Source organism: Rhizobium sp. 268, from assembly GCF_036571585.1.
GTDB lineage: Bacteria > Pseudomonadota > Alphaproteobacteria > Rhizobiales > Rhizobiaceae > Rhizobium > Rhizobium redzepovicii.
The window spans coordinates 189,891-206,470 of sequence record NZ_JAPPSO010000012.1 but is presented as its reverse complement, the minus strand read 5'-3'; the positions used below and the strand labels follow the sequence as shown (position 1 = coordinate 206,470).

17 protein-coding genes are annotated in these 16,580 nt (G+C 61.5%); 10 read left to right on the top strand and 7 right to left on the bottom strand.

All coding sequences use genetic code 11. The features are described 5' to 3' along the window. Positions 1-262 precede the first annotated feature (262 nt). On the top strand, positions 263-1,174 hold the full coding sequence (locus OS035_RS23795) for an acetamidase/formamidase family protein (RefSeq protein WP_097627967.1): 912 nt from the start codon (positions 263-265) through the stop codon (positions 1,172-1,174). A gap of 43 nt (positions 1,175-1,217) precedes the next feature. Here the strand turns inward: OS035_RS23795 and OS035_RS23790 are convergent, their stop codons facing one another. Further along, on the bottom strand, positions 1,218-2,120 hold the full coding sequence (locus OS035_RS23790) for a proline iminopeptidase-family hydrolase (protein WP_097627932.1): 903 nt from the start codon (positions 2,118-2,120) through the stop codon (positions 1,218-1,220). Positions 2,121-2,203: 83 nt separating this feature from the next. Beyond that, positions 2,204-2,980: a helix-turn-helix transcriptional regulator gene (locus OS035_RS23785; RefSeq protein ID WP_097627966.1), complete on the bottom strand. Its 777-nt coding sequence runs from the start codon at positions 2,978-2,980 to the stop codon at positions 2,204-2,206. A gap of 142 nt (positions 2,981-3,122) precedes the next feature. On the opposite strand from OS035_RS23785, the gene OS035_RS23780 reads away from it, so the two are divergent. From OS035_RS23780 to OS035_RS23760, 5 genes are read left to right on the top strand one after another with little or no spacing between them, the layout of a single operon-like run. Next, a complete protein-coding gene (locus OS035_RS23780; RefSeq protein WP_097627931.1) occupies positions 3,123-4,013 on the top strand; it encodes a proline iminopeptidase-family hydrolase in 891 nt (296 codons plus the stop codon). Between the two features lie 51 nt (positions 4,014-4,064). Continuing rightward, on the top strand, positions 4,065-5,003 hold the full coding sequence (locus tag OS035_RS23775) for an ABC transporter permease (RefSeq protein WP_097627930.1): 939 nt from the start codon (positions 4,065-4,067) through the stop codon (positions 5,001-5,003). Further along, entirely contained in the window at positions 5,000-5,851 is an 852-nt protein-coding gene (locus OS035_RS23770; RefSeq protein ID WP_097627929.1) for an ABC transporter permease, read from the top strand. The genes OS035_RS23775 and OS035_RS23770 overlap by 4 nt, the downstream gene beginning before the upstream one ends. Then, on the top strand, positions 5,848-7,557 hold the full coding sequence (locus tag OS035_RS23765) for a dipeptide ABC transporter ATP-binding protein (RefSeq protein WP_097627928.1): 1,710 nt from the start codon (positions 5,848-5,850) through the stop codon (positions 7,555-7,557). Before OS035_RS23770 ends, OS035_RS23765 begins: the two co-directional genes overlap by 4 nt. A gap of 19 nt (positions 7,558-7,576) precedes the next feature. Then, on the top strand, positions 7,577-9,091 hold the full coding sequence (locus OS035_RS23760) for an ABC transporter substrate-binding protein (RefSeq protein ID WP_097627927.1): 1,515 nt from the start codon (positions 7,577-7,579) through the stop codon (positions 9,089-9,091). An 84-nt stretch (positions 9,092-9,175) separates the two neighbouring features. Here OS035_RS23760 and yghU read toward each other — a convergent pair whose 3' ends face one another. Beyond that, the gene (gene yghU, locus OS035_RS23755; RefSeq protein WP_097627926.1) at positions 9,176-10,051 is read right to left on the bottom strand and encodes a glutathione-dependent disulfide-bond oxidoreductase; all 876 of its coding nucleotides are present in this window, start codon (positions 10,049-10,051) and stop codon (positions 9,176-9,178) included. A gap of 192 nt (positions 10,052-10,243) precedes the next feature. Continuing rightward, the gene (locus tag OS035_RS23750) at positions 10,244-11,095 is read right to left on the bottom strand and encodes an NAD(P)-dependent oxidoreductase (RefSeq protein ID WP_183781277.1); all 852 of its coding nucleotides are present in this window, start codon (positions 11,093-11,095) and stop codon (positions 10,244-10,246) included. Positions 11,096-11,306: 211 nt separating this feature from the next. Here OS035_RS23750 and OS035_RS23745 point away from each other — a divergent pair, with 211 nt between their 5' ends. The 3 genes from OS035_RS23745 to OS035_RS23735 all read left to right on the top strand — a co-directional run bounded on the left by OS035_RS23745 (position 11,307) and on the right by OS035_RS23735 (position 13,135). Further along, positions 11,307-11,774 (top strand): universal stress protein, encoded by a 468-nt coding sequence (locus OS035_RS23745; RefSeq protein WP_097627924.1) that lies wholly within the window; start codon positions 11,307-11,309, stop codon positions 11,772-11,774. Between the two features lie 120 nt (positions 11,775-11,894). Further along, positions 11,895-12,809, top strand: a complete 915-nt coding sequence (locus OS035_RS23740; RefSeq protein WP_097627923.1) for a DnaJ C-terminal domain-containing protein — start codon at positions 11,895-11,897, stop codon at positions 12,807-12,809. A 2-nt stretch (positions 12,810-12,811) separates the two neighbouring features. Beyond that, positions 12,812-13,135, top strand: coding sequence for a chaperone modulator CbpM (locus tag OS035_RS23735; RefSeq protein WP_097627922.1), 324 nt, complete (start codon positions 12,812-12,814; stop codon positions 13,133-13,135). Positions 13,136-13,148: 13 nt separating this feature from the next. On the opposite strand, the gene OS035_RS23730 is transcribed toward OS035_RS23735, so the two are convergent. From OS035_RS23730 to OS035_RS23720, 3 genes are read right to left on the bottom strand one after another with little or no spacing between them, the layout of a single operon-like run. Continuing rightward, entirely contained in the window at positions 13,149-14,078 is a 930-nt protein-coding gene (locus OS035_RS23730; protein ID WP_097627921.1) for a phosphatidate cytidylyltransferase, read from the bottom strand. Further along, positions 14,075-14,695 (bottom strand): lysophospholipid acyltransferase family protein, encoded by a 621-nt coding sequence (locus OS035_RS23725; protein ID WP_097627920.1) that lies wholly within the window; start codon positions 14,693-14,695, stop codon positions 14,075-14,077. The genes OS035_RS23730 and OS035_RS23725 overlap by 4 nt, the downstream gene beginning before the upstream one ends. Further along, on the bottom strand, positions 14,692-15,321 hold the full coding sequence (locus OS035_RS23720; protein WP_097627919.1) for a CDP-alcohol phosphatidyltransferase family protein: 630 nt from the start codon (positions 15,319-15,321) through the stop codon (positions 14,692-14,694). Before OS035_RS23720 ends, OS035_RS23725 begins: the two co-directional genes overlap by 4 nt. 269 nt (positions 15,322-15,590) lie before the next feature. Between OS035_RS23720 and OS035_RS23715 the strand changes: the two genes are divergently transcribed. After that, a complete protein-coding gene (locus OS035_RS23715) occupies positions 15,591-16,577 on the top strand; it encodes a BMP family protein (protein ID WP_097627918.1) in 987 nt (328 codons plus the stop codon). Positions 16,578-16,580: the final 3 nt, after the last annotated feature.

The window sequence follows — 16,580 nt, the reverse complement described above, 5'->3', positions numbered from 1 at the left end:
CTTACATCTGCTGTCCGGAGAATGTAGGCGAGATCAGACATCAGCAGCCGTCCTACCCGTTGCTTCGCTCGATCGGCTGAGGGATCTTAAAGCGCGACGCGAGACCTATATCGGCCCTTGGCTACCCGAACCGATCATCGAGATCGAAGAAAACCCCGAGTGATGCTGCGGATATTGGCATTGCTGGCGATCTCTGGTCTAGTCTACCCGGCGTCCAGCCGCAGGCCTCATGGCATTCGAAACGAGCGAGAGCTGTATTCTCATGACCACTCACCGCTTCATTCCGACGAGCTTTCACAATGTCATCGGCTCCCTTCCGCCAGCCCTGCGCATCGCCGATGGCGACACCGTCGTGACCGAGACTCTCGACGCCGCCGGACATGACAAGGATGGCGTCAAGCAGGCAACCGGCGGCAATCCGATGAACGGCCCGATCTTCGTGGAAGGCGCCGAGCCCGGGGATGCGCTGAAGGTCGAGATCGTCAGCATGATCCCGACCAGAGACACGGGGTTTACCCGAAGCGTCGTCGCCGCCAGTGTGGTCGATCCCGAGACGGTGCGTGACCTGCCGCCACGCGATATCGCCATCTGGGCCATCGACCGCGAGGCCTTGACCGTCCGGCTTTCCGAGCCGGTCGCAGGCCTGGAAAATTTCGTTCTGCCGCTCGCCCCGATGATTGGCTGTTTCGGCGTGGCGCCCAGCCTCGGCCAGGCGATATCGACCGCGACCAGCGGCGAATATGGCGGCAACATGGATTATCGGCTGTTCGGTCCCGGCACCACGGTTCGCTTTCCCGTGTCGGCTCCCGGCGCCTTGTTCTTTCTCGGCGATTGCCATGCCGTGCAGGGGGATGGTGAGATTGTCGGAACCGGCATCGAGACCACCTTCGAAGTCACCGTTCGCCTGACGGTGGAAAAAAAGGCCGGGTTGGTCTGGCCGCGCGGGGAAACTGCCGAAGACATCTTCACCATCGGCAACGCCCGACCGCTCGACCAGGCGCTCCAGCATGCCACCAGCGAAATGCTGACCTGGCTGGCGTCGGATTATGGCCTGGACAGAACGGCAGCCAGTCATCTGCTCGGCCAAGTCGTGCGTTACGACGTCGGCAACGTCTTCGATCCGGCCTATACGATGGCCTGCCGTGTTGCCAAGAAATGGCTGGTTCGTCGATAGGCGATCGCCAGCTGGCGATCAATGATTGGCCGGCGGCACTTCCTCAATCGTGCCGTGACAGGAAAGCGGAAACGGTCGCTAGGCAAAGCTGCTTTTCCTCGACATGCGGCATGTGGCTGGAATTTTCGAAGAGCACCCATTCGCAGCCGGGAACACGGTCGAGATAGGGCCTTACCACCAGGGGTGTCGCCTCGTCGTATTGGCCGGAGATCAGCAGCGTTGGGGCTTCGATGCGGTCGAGCCTGTTTTCGATCGTCCAGTCCTTCATCGTGCCGATGACATGAAATTCGGTCGGGCCATTCATGTTGCGGTAGACAGTGCTGTCCTCGTCCATGATTTCGAATGTCCGCGCCACTTCGGGTGGCCACGGCACCACGCGGCAGACATGGCGGTCATAAAAGACGCGGGAGGCGGCGATATAATCCGGATCGGTCAGGCTTCCCGCCAGCTCATGCTTCAGCAGCGTGTCCTGCACCTCCTTCGGCAATTCCCGCCTCAGCCGGTTCGCTTCCGAAACCCAGGTGTGCATGTTGGCCGGCGAGTTGGCGATGACGAGCGCCTTCAGGCCTGGCGGCCGGCGCACCGCATGTTCGGCGCCGAGCATGCCGCCCCAGGACTGGCCGAGAAAGGCATAACGATGCTGGATGCCGAGATGGGCAAGCAACGCGTCCAGCTCTTCGAGAAACAGGCCGACCGTCCAGAAATCCGGCCCTTTGTCGGGAAGGCGGGTAGAGTTGCCATTGCCGAGCTGGTCGTAATGAATGACCGGGCGGTCGTCGAGCGCGGCGATGTCCTTGAAGGAATCGACGTAGTCATGGGTGCAGCCGGGTCCTCCATGGGCGACGACGAGCGGCAGCTTGTCGCTTTCCAGCGATCCGGTGACACGATACCAGGTGCGATAGTCGTGAAAAGGCAAATAGGCTTCATTCGTCACGGTTTCGGCCACCGGTGTCTCCATCTCTTGGCATGTCGGAAACCATAACGCGGCGGCAGCGGCCAAGGCAGCTATCACAACTTATAGGGTGACCATTAATCGGCCGGCCGGTCCTCGAGTAGGCGGTAATGGGTGGCGCGCACCACGGCCTGGGTGCGGTTGCGCGCACCGAGCTTCTTTGCCGCGGCATTGAGATGCATCACGACGGTCGGCACCGAACGGCCGATGATGCGGGAGATTTCCTTGGCGGAAAAACCTTCCGCGGAATGGCGCAGACACTCGCGTTCCCGCTCGGTCAATCGGACCGTGCCGACGCTCAACGCCTTCTTGTCGAAAAGCGAATACGCCGTCTCGTGGAAGACATGGGCCAGCAGGTTGAAGTCGGCGATATAACGCAGCGCATGCCGTTCGAACTCACTGTTCCCACCGAAGCGGATGCCGGTAACCGTCGCATAGTCGCCGCCCGGCATATGGACCGGCACGGTGACGCCGGTCGACATGTCGCGTTCGTACAGGTAGCGCGCTACCGGCGCGGTGTCGTCGCTGATGAAGCGATTGATCAGTGTGTCGGCATCGGTGTCGTAGTTCCAGAAGAAGGGCGCCGTGCTGCGCAGCGCCACCTTCTGGACAGGATCGATGCGGAAATAACCGCGGTCGAACCAATAGTCGTGCATGTCGTCGGAAATATTCCGGAGCTTCAGCAGCGATGGTATCATGATCGCGCCGTCGAGATCGTAGGGCACCGGCGTATAGTCGTAGATCAGCGCCTCGAAGCCGATCTGCTTCATCGCCTCGAAGGCCTGGTCGATCCGGCCCTCCAGCGTTTCGTGCGCCGTAAACTGCCGTCTGATCGTTCCGATGTCGTCAATCATGGCCTCGTCAAGCATGGGCGGCTCCCGGTTCGGCATGCACCCCACCCTATCACTTCTTATAGCTGGCACGGAGCGAGATTTGCGATAAAAAATTAACCATGCCCAAATATTGAGCAAGCGAAATCTTCTGCCGGAGCGATCAATGTGGCGTGAAATACGGCCGGACCAGCGGTTCGAGATCGATGTCGATGGCTATCGCGTCGTTGCCTATAGCTTCGGGGCCGGCAGCGAGACGGTTTTCTGCCTGAATGGCGGACCCGGCCTGCCCTGCGATTACCTGCGCGAGGCGCATTCCTGCCTGATCGACAAGGGCTACCGCGTCATCGCCTTCGACCAGCTCGGCACCGGCGCATCCGATCGGCCCGACGATCTCTCGCTCTGGACGATCGGCCGCTATGTCGAGGAAACGGAGACCGTGCGCAAGGCGCTGGGGCTCGGCAAAGTCCATCTGCTCGGCCATTCCTGGGGCGGGTGGCTGGCGATCGACTACGCGCTGACCTACCCCGAAAATTTGAAGACGCTGATCCTCGAGGATACCGTTGCCGACATGCCGCATCTGATTTCGGAACTGGAACGGCTGCGGGCGGCACTCGGTCCCGAAACGGTCTCGATGATGCAGAAGCACGAGGCGCAGGGCACCTACAATCACCCGGAATATCTCGCAGCCGTCACCATTCTCAACTATCGCCACGTCTGCCGCCTGGCGGAATGGCCGGCGCCGGTGCGCCGCTCGCTCGACGATTGGAACATGGCGCCCTATGAGACCATGCAAGGGCCGAACGAGTTTCTCTATACCGGCAACCTCAAGGACTGGAACCGCATCCCCGATCTGCCGCGCCTGATGCTGCCGGTGCTGATCACGACGGGAGAGCATGACGAGCTGACGCCGGCCTGTGCGCTGAGGATGAAGCTTGCCCTGCCAAATGCCGAGCTCAAGGTGTTTGCCAATGCCAGCCACATGCCGTTCTATGAGAATCCGCAGGATTATTATCCAGCACTTCTCGATTTTCTCGCCCGGCACGAGGCAGGCTGATGCAACAGGAAGCGGACCGAACCCGACGAAGACAAAGGGGCGATCGCCGTCATGCATCGCTATAAATTCGTTCTGACGCGACCGCTGCAGTTTCTGCCCGTCATCTTCGGCATTAGCGTCATCACTTTCATTCTGGTTCGGCTGATTCCCGGCGATCCGGCGCGCAACATTCTTGGCACGCGCGCGACGCCGGCGGCTCTCGCCAGCATCCGCGCCCAGTACGGTCTCGACCAGCCGATGTGGCTGCAATATGTCTATTTCCTCAAGAATCTTGCCAATGGCGAAATGGGCAAGTCGATCCTCTACAAGATCGACGTGCTGAAGCTGATCGTCACCCGCGTCGAGCCGACGCTCGCGCTCGTCGTCTCCAGCGTCGTGCTTTCGGTCCTGATCGCAGTGCCGATGTCGGCAATCGCCGCACGCAATGCCGGCCGGGCTCCGGATCATGCGGTGCGCATCATCTCGACCTTCGGCATCGGATTTCCGCCCTTCTGGCTGGGGCTGATGCTGATCATCCTGTTCAGCGTTGATCTCGGTATCCTGCCGGTCTCGGGCTATGGCGCGACGATCGGCGAAAAGCTGTCGCATCTGGTGCTGCCGAGCCTGACGGTTGCGCTGTCGCTCTCGACCGTGCTGACGCGCAGCCTGCGGGCGGCAATGATCGAGCAGCTGAAATCGGATGTGGCGACCGCGGCGCGCGCCCGCGGCATGCCCGAAGGCATCGTCTTCTGGCGGCATGTGCTGCCGAATTCGCTGGTGCCGACGATTAATCTGCTTGCCGTCAACATCGGCTGGCTGATCGGCGGCACTGTGGTAGTCGAGAGCGTCTTTGCGCTGCCCGGCATGGGACAGCTGCTCGTCAGGGCGATCTTCTCACGCGACTACATGGTGGTTCAAGGCGTCGCCATGGTCTTTGCCTGCGCCACTGTGCTTATCAATTTCATCGCCGACATCGTCACTGTCGCCGTCGATCCGAGGGTGAAGCTATGAGCATCGAGGCGGTCGCCCCCGCCTCCCTCGGCTGGCGCCGGTTCTTCGGCCGGCGGCCGATGCTTGTGCTCAGTGCCGGCCTGCTGCTGTTCTTCGTCCTGCTGGCGATCGGTGCGCCCCTCGTCGCGCCTTACGACCCGATCATGCAGAATGCCGAGGTGCGCCTGCAGGCGCCTTCATTGTTGCATCCCTTCGGCACCGACAATTTTGGCCGCGATATTCTCTCCCGCGTTATCTGGGGCGCGCGCCTCGACCTGCAGATGGCGCTGATCGGCGTCATCTTCCCGTTCCTGATCGGCACGATCGTGGGCACGATCGCCGGCTTCTTCGGCGGCATCGTCGATGCGCTGTTCATGCGTCTTGTCGATATCATCCTCGCCTTCCCCTTCCTCGTGCTGATGCTGTCGATCATCGCCATCCTCGGCCCGGGTCTTGGCAGTTTCTATATCGCCATGGCGCTGGTCGGCTGGGTCTCCTATGCGCGGCTGATCCGGGCGCAGATGCTGGTGCTGAAGGGCAGCGACTATGCCGTTGCCGCTGTCAGCCTCGGCTTCAGCCGCCCACGGATCATGTTCCGCCACCTGCTGCCGAACGCGATCGCCGGCTCGATCGTATTTTCGATGTCCGATGCGACGCTGGTGCTGCTCAGCGGCGCTGCCGTCAGCTATCTCGGCCTCGGCGTCCAGCCGCCGATTGCCGAATGGGGCGTCATGGTCGCCGAAGGACAGAGCTTCATCACCACGGCATGGTGGATCACTTTGTTTCCTGGCCTCTCCATCGTCTGCCTCGCCTTCGGCTTCAGCATGCTGGGCGATGCCCTCGGCGAACTGCTGGGGGTGCATGAATGAGCGGCTCGGTGCTATCCGTTCGCGATCTCACAGTCAGGGCGCATGTAGATTCCGGCCCGCGCACGCTGCTCGATGCGGTCTCGCTCGACCTCGGCAAGGGTGAGATTCTCGGCCTCGTCGGCGAAAGCGGCTCGGGCAAGAGCCTGTTCTGCCGTTCCCTGGTGCGCCTGCTGCCCTCCTTGCTGCTGAAGATCGAAAGCGGTAGCGTCCTGCTCGAAGGGCGCGACCTCATGCGGATCGACGATGGCGAGATGCTGAAAGTGCGCGGCGGCGAGATCGGCATGATCTTCCAGAACCCGACCAGCCATCTCGACCCGGTGATGCGGATCGGCGATCAGATCGCGGAGGGCATCCGCTATCACCAGGGCCTCGGTGCCCGCGAGGCCCGCACCGCAGCGACGGAAATCCTGGCGCAGGTCGGTTTTCCCGATCCCGTGCGCCAATATGACAGCTACCCGCACGAATTTTCCGGTGGCATGCGGCAGCGGGCGATGATCGGCGTGGCGCTGTCCTGCAATCCGAAGATCCTGATCGCCGACGAGCCGACCACGGCGCTCGACGTGACCATCCAGGCGCAGATCCTGCGGCTGCTGATGGAGATTCGCGACCGGCGCGGGCTGTCGATCATTCTGATCACCCACGATCTCGGCATCGTCGCCCAGACCTGCGACCGCATCGCCGTGCTGCGCGGCGGCAAGCTCATCGAGGAGGGGCCGAAGCGGGCGATCCTGGCGCTGCCGCAGCACCCCTATACGATCAACCTGATCAACAGCCACCCTTCCCTGCCGGGCGAGATATCAGCGCCGCGGCCGGACATTGCCGAAGCCGGCCAGCCGGTGAGGCCATTGCTTGAAATCGACGATCTCCACGTGCGCTTCAAAACCGGCGGCAGCCTGTTCAAGGGCGGTGCCAGAAATGTCAGCGCCGTTGCCGGCGTCAGCCTGCAGATCATGCCCGGCGAGACGGTCGGCATTGTCGGTGAATCCGGCAGCGGCAAGAGCACGCTTGCCCGTGCTGTGCTCGGTCTCACACGGATTTCGTCCGGTCACGTCACCTTCGACGGCGTCGATCTGGCCCAGCAGAAAAGTGCTGGCCTGGCAAAACTCAGGCGCGAGACGGCGATGGTGTTCCAGGACCCATACAATGCGCTCAATCCGAGGCTGACGATCGGGCAGATGCTGGCCGAAGTGCTGAAGGTGCAGGGCAAGGTCGCCAGGAGCGATATCCAGGCGCGGATCGGCGAACTGCTCGATCTCGTCGGCCTCGAACGCGAATTCGCCGGCCGCAAACCGCGCAGCATGAGCGGCGGCCAGTGCCAGCGTGCCGGCATTGCCCGAGCCCTCGCCGTCGATCCGAAGCTGATCATCGCCGACGAATGCGTGGCGGCCCTCGACGTCACCATCCAGGCGCAGATCATCGAGCTCTTCCGCGAGCTCACGGCGAAGATGAACCTCACGCTGATCTTCATTGCCCATGATCTCGCAATCGTCCGCAATCTCTGCGAACGCGTCGTCGTGATGTATCGCGGCGAGATCGTCGAGGAAGGTCGCTCAGAAGAAGTCTTCGCGCGGCCGAAACACCCCTATACGGCGGCGCTGATCGCCGCCATTCCCGACATCGATCCTGACAAGCGGCTGCTTCAAGACGCCGACGGCAAGGACGATCCCCATTCGATGCCGATTCAATCAATCAAACGCATGCCATAACAACGAAGGGAACGAACTCATGACAAACAGGTGGAAATCAATCGGGCTTGCAGCCTTGCTCGCCGGTCTGACGCTCAGCGCAAGCTATGCCGAGGCCGCCGGTGTACTCACCATCGGCCGCCGCGAGGATTCGACGACATTCGATCCGATCAAAACAGCGCAGAACATCGACAACTGGGTGTTCTCCAACGTCTACGACGTGCTGATCCGCGTCGACAAGACAGGCACGAAACTGGAGCCGGGCCTTGCCGAAAGCTGGACCACCTCGGATGACGGGCTGACCTACACGTTCAAGATCCGCGACGCGAAATTTTCCGACGGTTCGCCGCTGACGGCGGAGGACGCGGCCTACAGCCTGCTGCGCATCCGCGATGACGCGGCCTCGCTCTGGAGCGATTCCTACAAGGTGATCGACACGGCGGTCGCAACCGACGCCCATACGCTGACGATCAAGCTCAAGAACCCGTCCGCGCCGTTCCTTTCGACTCTGGCACTGCCGAATGCCTCCGTCATCTCCAAGAAGGGCATGGAATCGCTTGGTCCCGACGCCTATGGCGAAAAGCCGATCGCATCCGGCGCCTTCGTGGTCGAGGAATGGCGGCGCGGCGACCGCGTCATTCTCAAGAAGAACCCGAATTTCTGGCAGGCGGACCGGGTGAAGCTCGACGGTGTCGAGTGGATCTCGGTGCCTGACGACAATACCCGCATGCTGAACGTCCAGGCCGGTGAGCTGGATACGGCGATCTTCGTGCCCTTCTCCCGCGTCGAGGAGTTGAAGAAGGACCCCAACCTCAACGTCGATATCGACGCTTCGACCCGCGAGGATCATCTGCTGATCAACCATGCGCATGGCGCGCTCGGCAAGAAGGAAGTCCGCCAGGCGCTTGATCTCGCGATCGACAAGAAGGCGATCGTCGATACCGTTACCTTCGGCCAGGGCACGGTCGCCAACTCCTACATTCCGAAGGGCGCACTCTATTATTATGCCGACAATCTGCAGCGACCTTATGATCCAGAAAAGGCAAAGGAGCTGTTGGCGGCTGCCGGCGCCTCGGACCTGACGCTGAATTATTTGGTGCGCGCCGGCGACGAAGTCGATGAGCAGACGGCCGTGCTGGTCCAGCAGCAACTGCAGAAGGCGGGCATCACCGCCAACCTGCAGAAAGTCGATCCGAGCCAGGAATGGGACATGACGGTTGCCGGCGACTACGATATCTCGGTCAACTACTGGACCAACGACATTCTCGATCCGGACCAGAAGACCACCTTCGTCCTCGGCCACGATTCCAACAACAACTACTCGACCAATTACAAGAGCGAGGCGGTGAAGGAACTGGTTGCCAAGGCGCGTCTCGAGCTCGATCCGAAGAAGCGCGAACAGATGTATGTCGATCTGCAGAAGATGGCCAAGGACGACGTCAACTGGATCGACCTCTATTACAGCCCCTATATCAACGTCTCACGCAAGAATATCGAGAACTTCTACCAGAACCCGCTCGGCCGGTTCTTCCTGGAAGATACGGTCAAGAACTGAGTTCTGACAGCATGCAGATGTTCCGCCGCCGTAAAGGCGGCGGAACATAATTTGTTGCTGCGACACGTGGCTGGGGCCGCTTGCTTACTCGGCGGCAGCGAGCTTGTCCTGCGTCCTGGTGTCGAAGTCGCTGGCGTCGTGGCGCTCGTGCAACTGGCTCGAGGGCTCACCGGAGAGGCGGTTGACCATCCGGCCGCGTTGCACGGCCGGCCTGCTGTAGATGCTGTCTGCCCAGCGCAGCACGTTCTTATACTCTTCCACCTGCAGAAACTCGGCTGCACCGTAGGTCCAGCCCTTCACCAACCCGCCATACCAGGGCCAGACGGCAATATCGGCGATCGTATAATCGCTGCCTGCCAGATACTCGCTTTCGGCAAGGCGACGATCGAGCACGTCGAGCTGACGCTTCACCTCCATTGCAAATCGGTCGATCGCATATTCGATCTTCGTCGGCGCATAGGCGTAGAAATGGCCAAAGCCGCCGCCGAGATAGGGGGCGCTTCCCATCTGCCAGAACAGCCATGACAGGCATTCGGCGCGGGCGGCCGGTTCAGTCGGCAGGAAGGCGCCGAACTTTTCCGCGAGATAGGTCAAGATGGCGCCCGATTCGAAGACACGGATCGGCTTTGGCCCGCTACGGTCCATCAGCGCCGGTATCTTGGAATTGGGATTGACCGCGACGAAGCCGCTGCCGAACTGGTCGCCATCGCCGATCTTGATCAGCCAGGCGTCATACTCCGCACCTTCATGGCCAAGCGCCAGCAGCTCCTCGAGCATGATAGTGACCTTCTGGCCGTTCGGGGTGCCGAGCGAATAGAGCTGCAGCGGATGGCGGCCGACCGGAAGCTCCTTGTCATGCGTCGGCCCTGCGATCGGGCGGTTGATACTGGCGAATTGGCCGCCATTCGCCTTGTTCCAGGTCCAGACCTTCGGGGGTGTATAATCGGGAGAACCGCTCATCTTTCAAACTCCTGGCATTGATCGGACAGAGCGCGGCGCCGGTTGGGGCCGCCGCATTTTTCCTGACATAGCAGAGGCGATGAGGTTTTGTCAGAGGTGTCGGAGAAGGTTCACACAATCGTCAGAGTGTTGGAAAGCCCATGGCTCCATCTCTCATATTCGGTTGCTGCGACTATTGCTTGACCATTGCGATCAGTTTTCGGTTCCCGAGGAAGCGATGATCTCGTCCAGCCGTCCGACGAGCACGCGGCTGCCCTTCACGTCGCCAGCCATCCTGGCAAAGAGGTCCGCCATGCCGCGGAAGATGGTCGCCGCCGGATCATCGTCTCCAAGGAAATCGGCAATCTCCTGCATTTCGGCGACCCATCGATAGGCCTTCGGGTACATGTCGGGAATGGATCTCGACAGCTTGCGATCGACGTCCGGAAGGCTGTCGGAGAGTTCGGCTTTCAGGCTTTCGGCAGCACCCGAGCGCGATGCGGCAAGCAGCATGGCGGTGCCGAGGCCGGTAAATCCCTTGTTGATGCCGGCATAACACATTTTCAGGGCCGAGGCGGCGCCGAGCGGTCCGTCGAGCCTGCGGATCCTGAGGCCGCAATCCTCGAGCAGCCGGCTCCGCTCCGCGGTATCGCCGCTGATATAGATGGTCGGACCTGATTTGCCGGGGACCGGCGGCCCGCCGATGATCGCTCCGTCAAGCACCTCGATGCCGCTGCCTTCGAAGCGTGCCGCCAAAGCCTGCATCGTTTTCGGCGCAATCGCGTTGAGGTCGATGAAGGGAGGCGGCGCCTGCATCTCCGACGCTATGTCCGCGACGAGTCCGGCGACCTTGATCGCCTGCGCCGGCGGGACGATCGACAGGATCAACTCAGCCTTCGTCAGCTCCTGGTGGCCGACCGGCACCATGCCGGCTGCCTTTGCCCGCACAATCGTCTGCTCGCTCCTCCCCTCGAGATAGGTCAGCACCGTAGCGCCGTGGTCGATCAGCCGTTTGGCGACGGCACTTCCCATCGCACCCGATCCGATAATCGCAAAATTCGGCATGTGAACCTCAATCAGTGACGACACCGGGTTAGAAATGTTGCTGGAGACCGTGCCGTCAACTGCGACGATACAGCCGGAGGTTCGTTCACAAGCAGTTGGCCGTTTCATGCGCGCTGCCGTTGCGGCACTTTTTCTTGATATTCGTCAATGTCGGAATGGTCGACACCGGTATGATCGGTGTTATCATTCGCATTCGAGGATATGGATTTCAATGTATCGGACGATCATCTGCGGCATCGGCATGGGTTCCAGGGAAACGGCAAGCCGCCTTTTGCGTCGGGCTGCTGCGCTGGTGGATAAAGGCGGGAGCCTCGTCGTCGTGCACGTCATCGAGGGTATCCCCCACCGTCACCTGACGGAGCTTCCCGAAGAATTCGAAACGACCGCGATCGTCGACGCCGAAAAGAAGCTTGCATCGCTTTGTAAAGAGATGGGAGTTCCGGCAACGATCGAGGTTCGTATCGGCGTCGCCGCCTCCGTGCTCGTTTCCGTTGCAAGGGAGAAGTCGGCCGATCTCATCCTGCTTTCATCCCATGTGACGGATATCACCGACTACGTCTTCTCCTCGATCGTCGACAAGGTCGTGCGCCACGCCGGGTGCTCGGTTCTCATCGACCGGCGACCCGATCCCGCGCATGAAGGCTCGGCGCCTCAAGTGGAAGACGCGACGTTGTTTTAGTTCCGCTGCGGATTGACGAAGTCGATCGGAGCGACCGGCCTCCCCTCCCCGGCGGCGGCCCGACAACCTATATCATCCCCAAGCCAACCAGCAGTATTCGCTGCCTGACCGGAGATATGCATGAGCCAGGATCCATATGAGCTTCTGGGCGTAAAACGGGATGCGACGCAAAAGGATATTCAAAGCGCGTTCCGCAAGCTCGCCAAGAAACTTCACCCCGACCTCAACCCCGGCGACAAAAAGGCCGAGGAACGGTTCAAGGAAATTTCAACCGCCTACGAGATCTTGAGCGACGAGGAAAAACGCGGACGCTTCGATCGCGGCGAGATCGATATAACAGGCGCCGAGCGGGCGCAGCGCAATTATTACCGCGACTATGCCTCAAAGAGCGGGCCGGGCGATCCCTACCACAACAGCGCCGGCTTTGCGGATTTCAGCGATGCCGACGATATTTTCGCCAGCTTCTTTTCACGTCGTGCCGGCGGCGGCCAGACCCGTGGTCGTGGCCGTGACCGGCAATTCTCCATGGAGGTCGACTTTCTCGAGGCGGTCAACGGCACCAGGACGGAGGTCAAGATGCCGAACGGTCCGGCGCTGGACGTACAGATCCCGCCGGGGACGCGCGACGGCCAGACCTTGCGGCTGCGCGGCAAGGGCGAGCCGGGCATTGGAGGCGGGCCGACAGGTGATGCCCTGATCGAAATCCGTGTGACCCCACACCGTTTCTTCACGCGAGACGGCGACGATATCCGCCTGGAACTACCGATCTCCCTCAGCGAGGCCGTGCTCGGCGGCAAAGTCCGTGTGCCGACCCCTTCCGGACCAGTCAATTTGACGCTCCCGCCTTATTCGAACAGCGGCAAGGTCCTGCGTCTCAAGGGCAAAGGTGTTGCAAAACGTGGCGGCGAACACGGCGACGTCTACATTTCGCTGAAGATTGTGCTGCCCGACGCCCCGGATGAACGGCTGACGGCCTTGATGAAGGAATGGGCAACGGCAAACTCCTACGATCCGAGAAAGAACATGGAGGCTTGATCATGGATGATCTCGAATTCCGTCTTTACTTGAAAATCGACGTCATCCAGCTTGACCTCTGGATCGAACAGGGTTGGCTGATCCCGGAGACATCAGACGGCCGGAGGCAATTTCGCGACGCCGACGTTGCACGCGCCAGGCTGATCCTGGACCTCATGGGAAACATGGGTGTCAACGAAGCCGGCGTCGATATCGTCATGGAGCTGGTCGACGAATTGCACGGCCTGCGGGGAACGATGGGCAAGCTGATGGCGGCCATCGGCAAGCAGGAGCGGGATGTTCAGCGCCGGCTGCTCGAGAGCCTCGAGGAGATCGACCGGTTTTAGATCGGCCGAATTCTCAGGTGGTGAACCAATAGCGGACGATGTGGAAGAACAGCGGCGCTGCGAAGGTGATGGAATCCAAGCGGTCGAGCACGCCGCCATGGCCCTCGATCACATAGCCCCAGTCCTTGGCATTGAGATCGCGCTTGATGGCCGAGAGCACGAAGCCGCCGAAGAAGCCGGCGACGACGATGACGGTGCTGACGGCCGCGGCCTGCAGCGGCGAGAACGGCGTCAGGCGATAGAGCAGCGTTCCGACAAGGATCGCCGAGGCGCCGCCGCCGATCAGGCCTTCCAGCGTTTTCGACGGGCTGATGTTCGGCGAGAAGCGGTGCTTTCCGAGAAGCTTGCCCCAGACATACTGGAAGACGTCACTGAGCTGCACGACGATGACAAGATAGACGAGAAGAAGTGCCGACGGTGTGTCGGTCTGCAGCATCAGCAGCGCCGGCGCGTGGCTGATCGAATAGACCGTCAGCATCAGGCCCCATTGCACCCTGGCGCTGCGCGCCAGGAATTCGTTGACATCGCCCGTCAGGGTCGCCACCGCCGGCAGGATCAGGAAGGCATATACGGGGATGAAGATCGCAAAGAGGCCGTACCATAGCGTTCCGAGCAGCACATAGTGCACCGGCAGGACGACGAAGAAGGAGAGGAACAATGCCAGGTGGTCGCCGCGCCGCGACGGCGTCAACGTCCAGAATTCACGAAGCGCCATGAAGGAGAGGAACGCGAACAGGATGACCACCGCCGTATCGCCGAGCAGGATCGCGCCGCCGAATATGGCGACCATGATCCACCAGGAGCGGATACGGGCGTTGAGGTTGTGGACGGTGGCGACGGAGCCGGGCTCGGTCGCGCGCCGTTGCAGGATGAAGCCGATGGCCGAGGCGGCGGCAAGCAGGGCGAGGATGGCGGCAAGTACCAGGGAAAACAGGCTGGTCATCTGACAGGCCCCCCGTCTGCGAGCTCGATGACCGCGGCCCGGGCGCGGGCCAGGAAGGCATTCTTTTCCTCGCCGGGTTCGACGCGCAGCGGCTTGCCGAAACGCGCGGTGCAGGTGATCGGGACGATCAGCATGCTTCCTTTCGGCAGGATGCGCTGCAGATTGTCGAGATGGATCGGTATGAGGTCGACATCGGGAAAGCGGCAGGCCAGGCGATAGATGCCGCTGCGGAACGGGGCGATCTCTTCAGTGGCGCTTCTCGTGCCTTCGGGAAAAATCAGGATCGAACGCCCCTCTTCGAGCAGGCGCTCGAGGGGCTCCAGCGGGTTGCTGTCCGGCAGAGGCTTGCGGTCGATCAGGACGGCGCGCAGGCCTTTCTCGGCGATAAAACGGCGAAAGGCGCTGGTTCCCCAATAGTCGCGCGCCGCCACCGGATGGGTCAGCCGCCGCACCGGATACGGCAGGGCGGCCATGACGGCGACGGTATCGACATGGCTGTTGTGATTGGCGAAATAGATGCGGCGGCGCGTGTCGGGCGCACAGCCCCGCCACTCGCTTCGGGCGCCGACCACGATACGGACGAACAGCACCAGAAGACGACGAATAAGAGGAATCATGGTCTCTCCAGCGAACGGGCAAGCGTTATCGTGCGCGTGACGCAGGTGACGAGGCTGCCGGCCGCGATGATGGCGGAGGTTAGGATCAGCGATCGATGGCTGGCGAAGACCAGTGTCTCCACACTCTGGGCAACGAGGCCGGCCGTCAGCACCGCCATGCGGCGCTGCTTGGCCATGATGCCGCTGAAGTCCTGGGCAAGGCCGACCGATCCTCCGAAGACCCTGATATAGGCGGTGAGTGCGGCGAGCAGCGCAGCAAGCCAGCCAAGCCAGGCAAAACCGCAGGCATAACCGGCGGCGACGAGCAGCAGACTGTCGGCGATCCGGTCGGGGAATTCGTTATAGATCGGCCCGCTCCTGGTTTTCTTGCCGCCTTCGATTGCGACCATGCCGTCGAGCAGGTTGCAGACGAGCCGCAGCTGCACAGAGATCGCGGCGCCGATCATAGCGATTGGGTGCGTTGTGAGCAGGATCAGCGCCGCGCCGATGCCGGCAAAGAGGATCGACAGCAGCGAAATACCGTTCGGCGTGACGCCGGTGCGCGCGAGCCATGCGCTCATGCCGATCGCCCAGCGCGACGACCGGCTCGCAATCGGTCGCCGTGAGGCGGCCTCTTCTTCCCCCATTTTCATTTCCCCAAACCCGATCTCCTTGCATATCCTGCCGATGTCGTCGCGCCAAGCCGTCCCGCACTCTAAATTCCGCGCGAGGTCCCGCTCGCGCCAGGCCGCGTTCATTCGGCCGAATCCCGACGCGATACGAGTTCGGAAAAACGGCTGAAGGATCCGGGGCGATGGATCGAACAGCCTGATTTTTAAGCCCATTTGGCGCTTGACACATTTTTGGGCGCTACCTATGATTTTTGAACCAAACGGTAAAAAAAGGGGAGCAGTCAATGACCAAAGACATCCTTATTTCACGCCGGACAGTGATCGCGTCAGGCATTGCGCTTGGCGTCAGCGGCTTTGTCCCGCTGGCGAGAGCTGCCGCGCCGCTGAAGGTTGCGGGCATCCATGCATCGCCGGTCGAAAATGCCTGGAACTCCTGTTTGCACAAGGCCCTGCAGGACGCGGCCAAGGAAGGCGTCATCGAATATGTCTTCTCCGAAGGCGTCTCCGGCACCGATTATCCCCGCGCCATGCGCGAATATGCCGAACAGGGCAACAAGCTGATTATCGGCGAGGCCTATGCGGTGGAGAAAGAAGCTCGGCAGGTCGCGGCCGATTATCCCGATACAGCCTTCGTGCTCGGGTCGAGCGGCGAGCAGGCTGGCGACAATTTCGGCGTCTTCGGCACCTGGAACCATGACGGCGCCTATCTTGCCGGCATGCTCGCGGGCAAAATGACCAAGTCCAATGTCGTCGGTTCCGTCGGCGCCATTCCGATCCCCGAGGTCAACATGCTGATCAATGCGTTTGCGGCCGGCGTCAAGGCCGTCAATCCGGACGCCAAGCACCTGGTCTCGTTCATCGGCACCTTCTTCGATCCGCCGAAGGCGCGGGAAGCTGGTCTTGCCCAGATCGACGCCGGCGCCGACATCCTGTTCGGCGAGCGCATCGGCACTGCCGATGCCGCCAGGGAGCGCGGCATCAAGTCGGTCGGCTCGCTGATCGACTATACGCCGCGCTACCCGGATACAGTATTCGCCAACGCCATGTGGTACTTCCGCCCGATCCTGAATGCCGCGATTGCCGATGTCGCTGCCGGAAAGCCGGTCGGCAGAAACTACACGTCTTACGGCCTGATGAAGGAAGGCGGCAGCGATATCGTCTTCGTCAAGGGTGTGGCGCCCGCCGACGCAGAGGCTGCGATGGAGGCCAAACGGGCGGAGATCAAGGCCGGCACCTTCGAAGTTCCGAAGATGGTGGACGAGCCGAAGTAATCG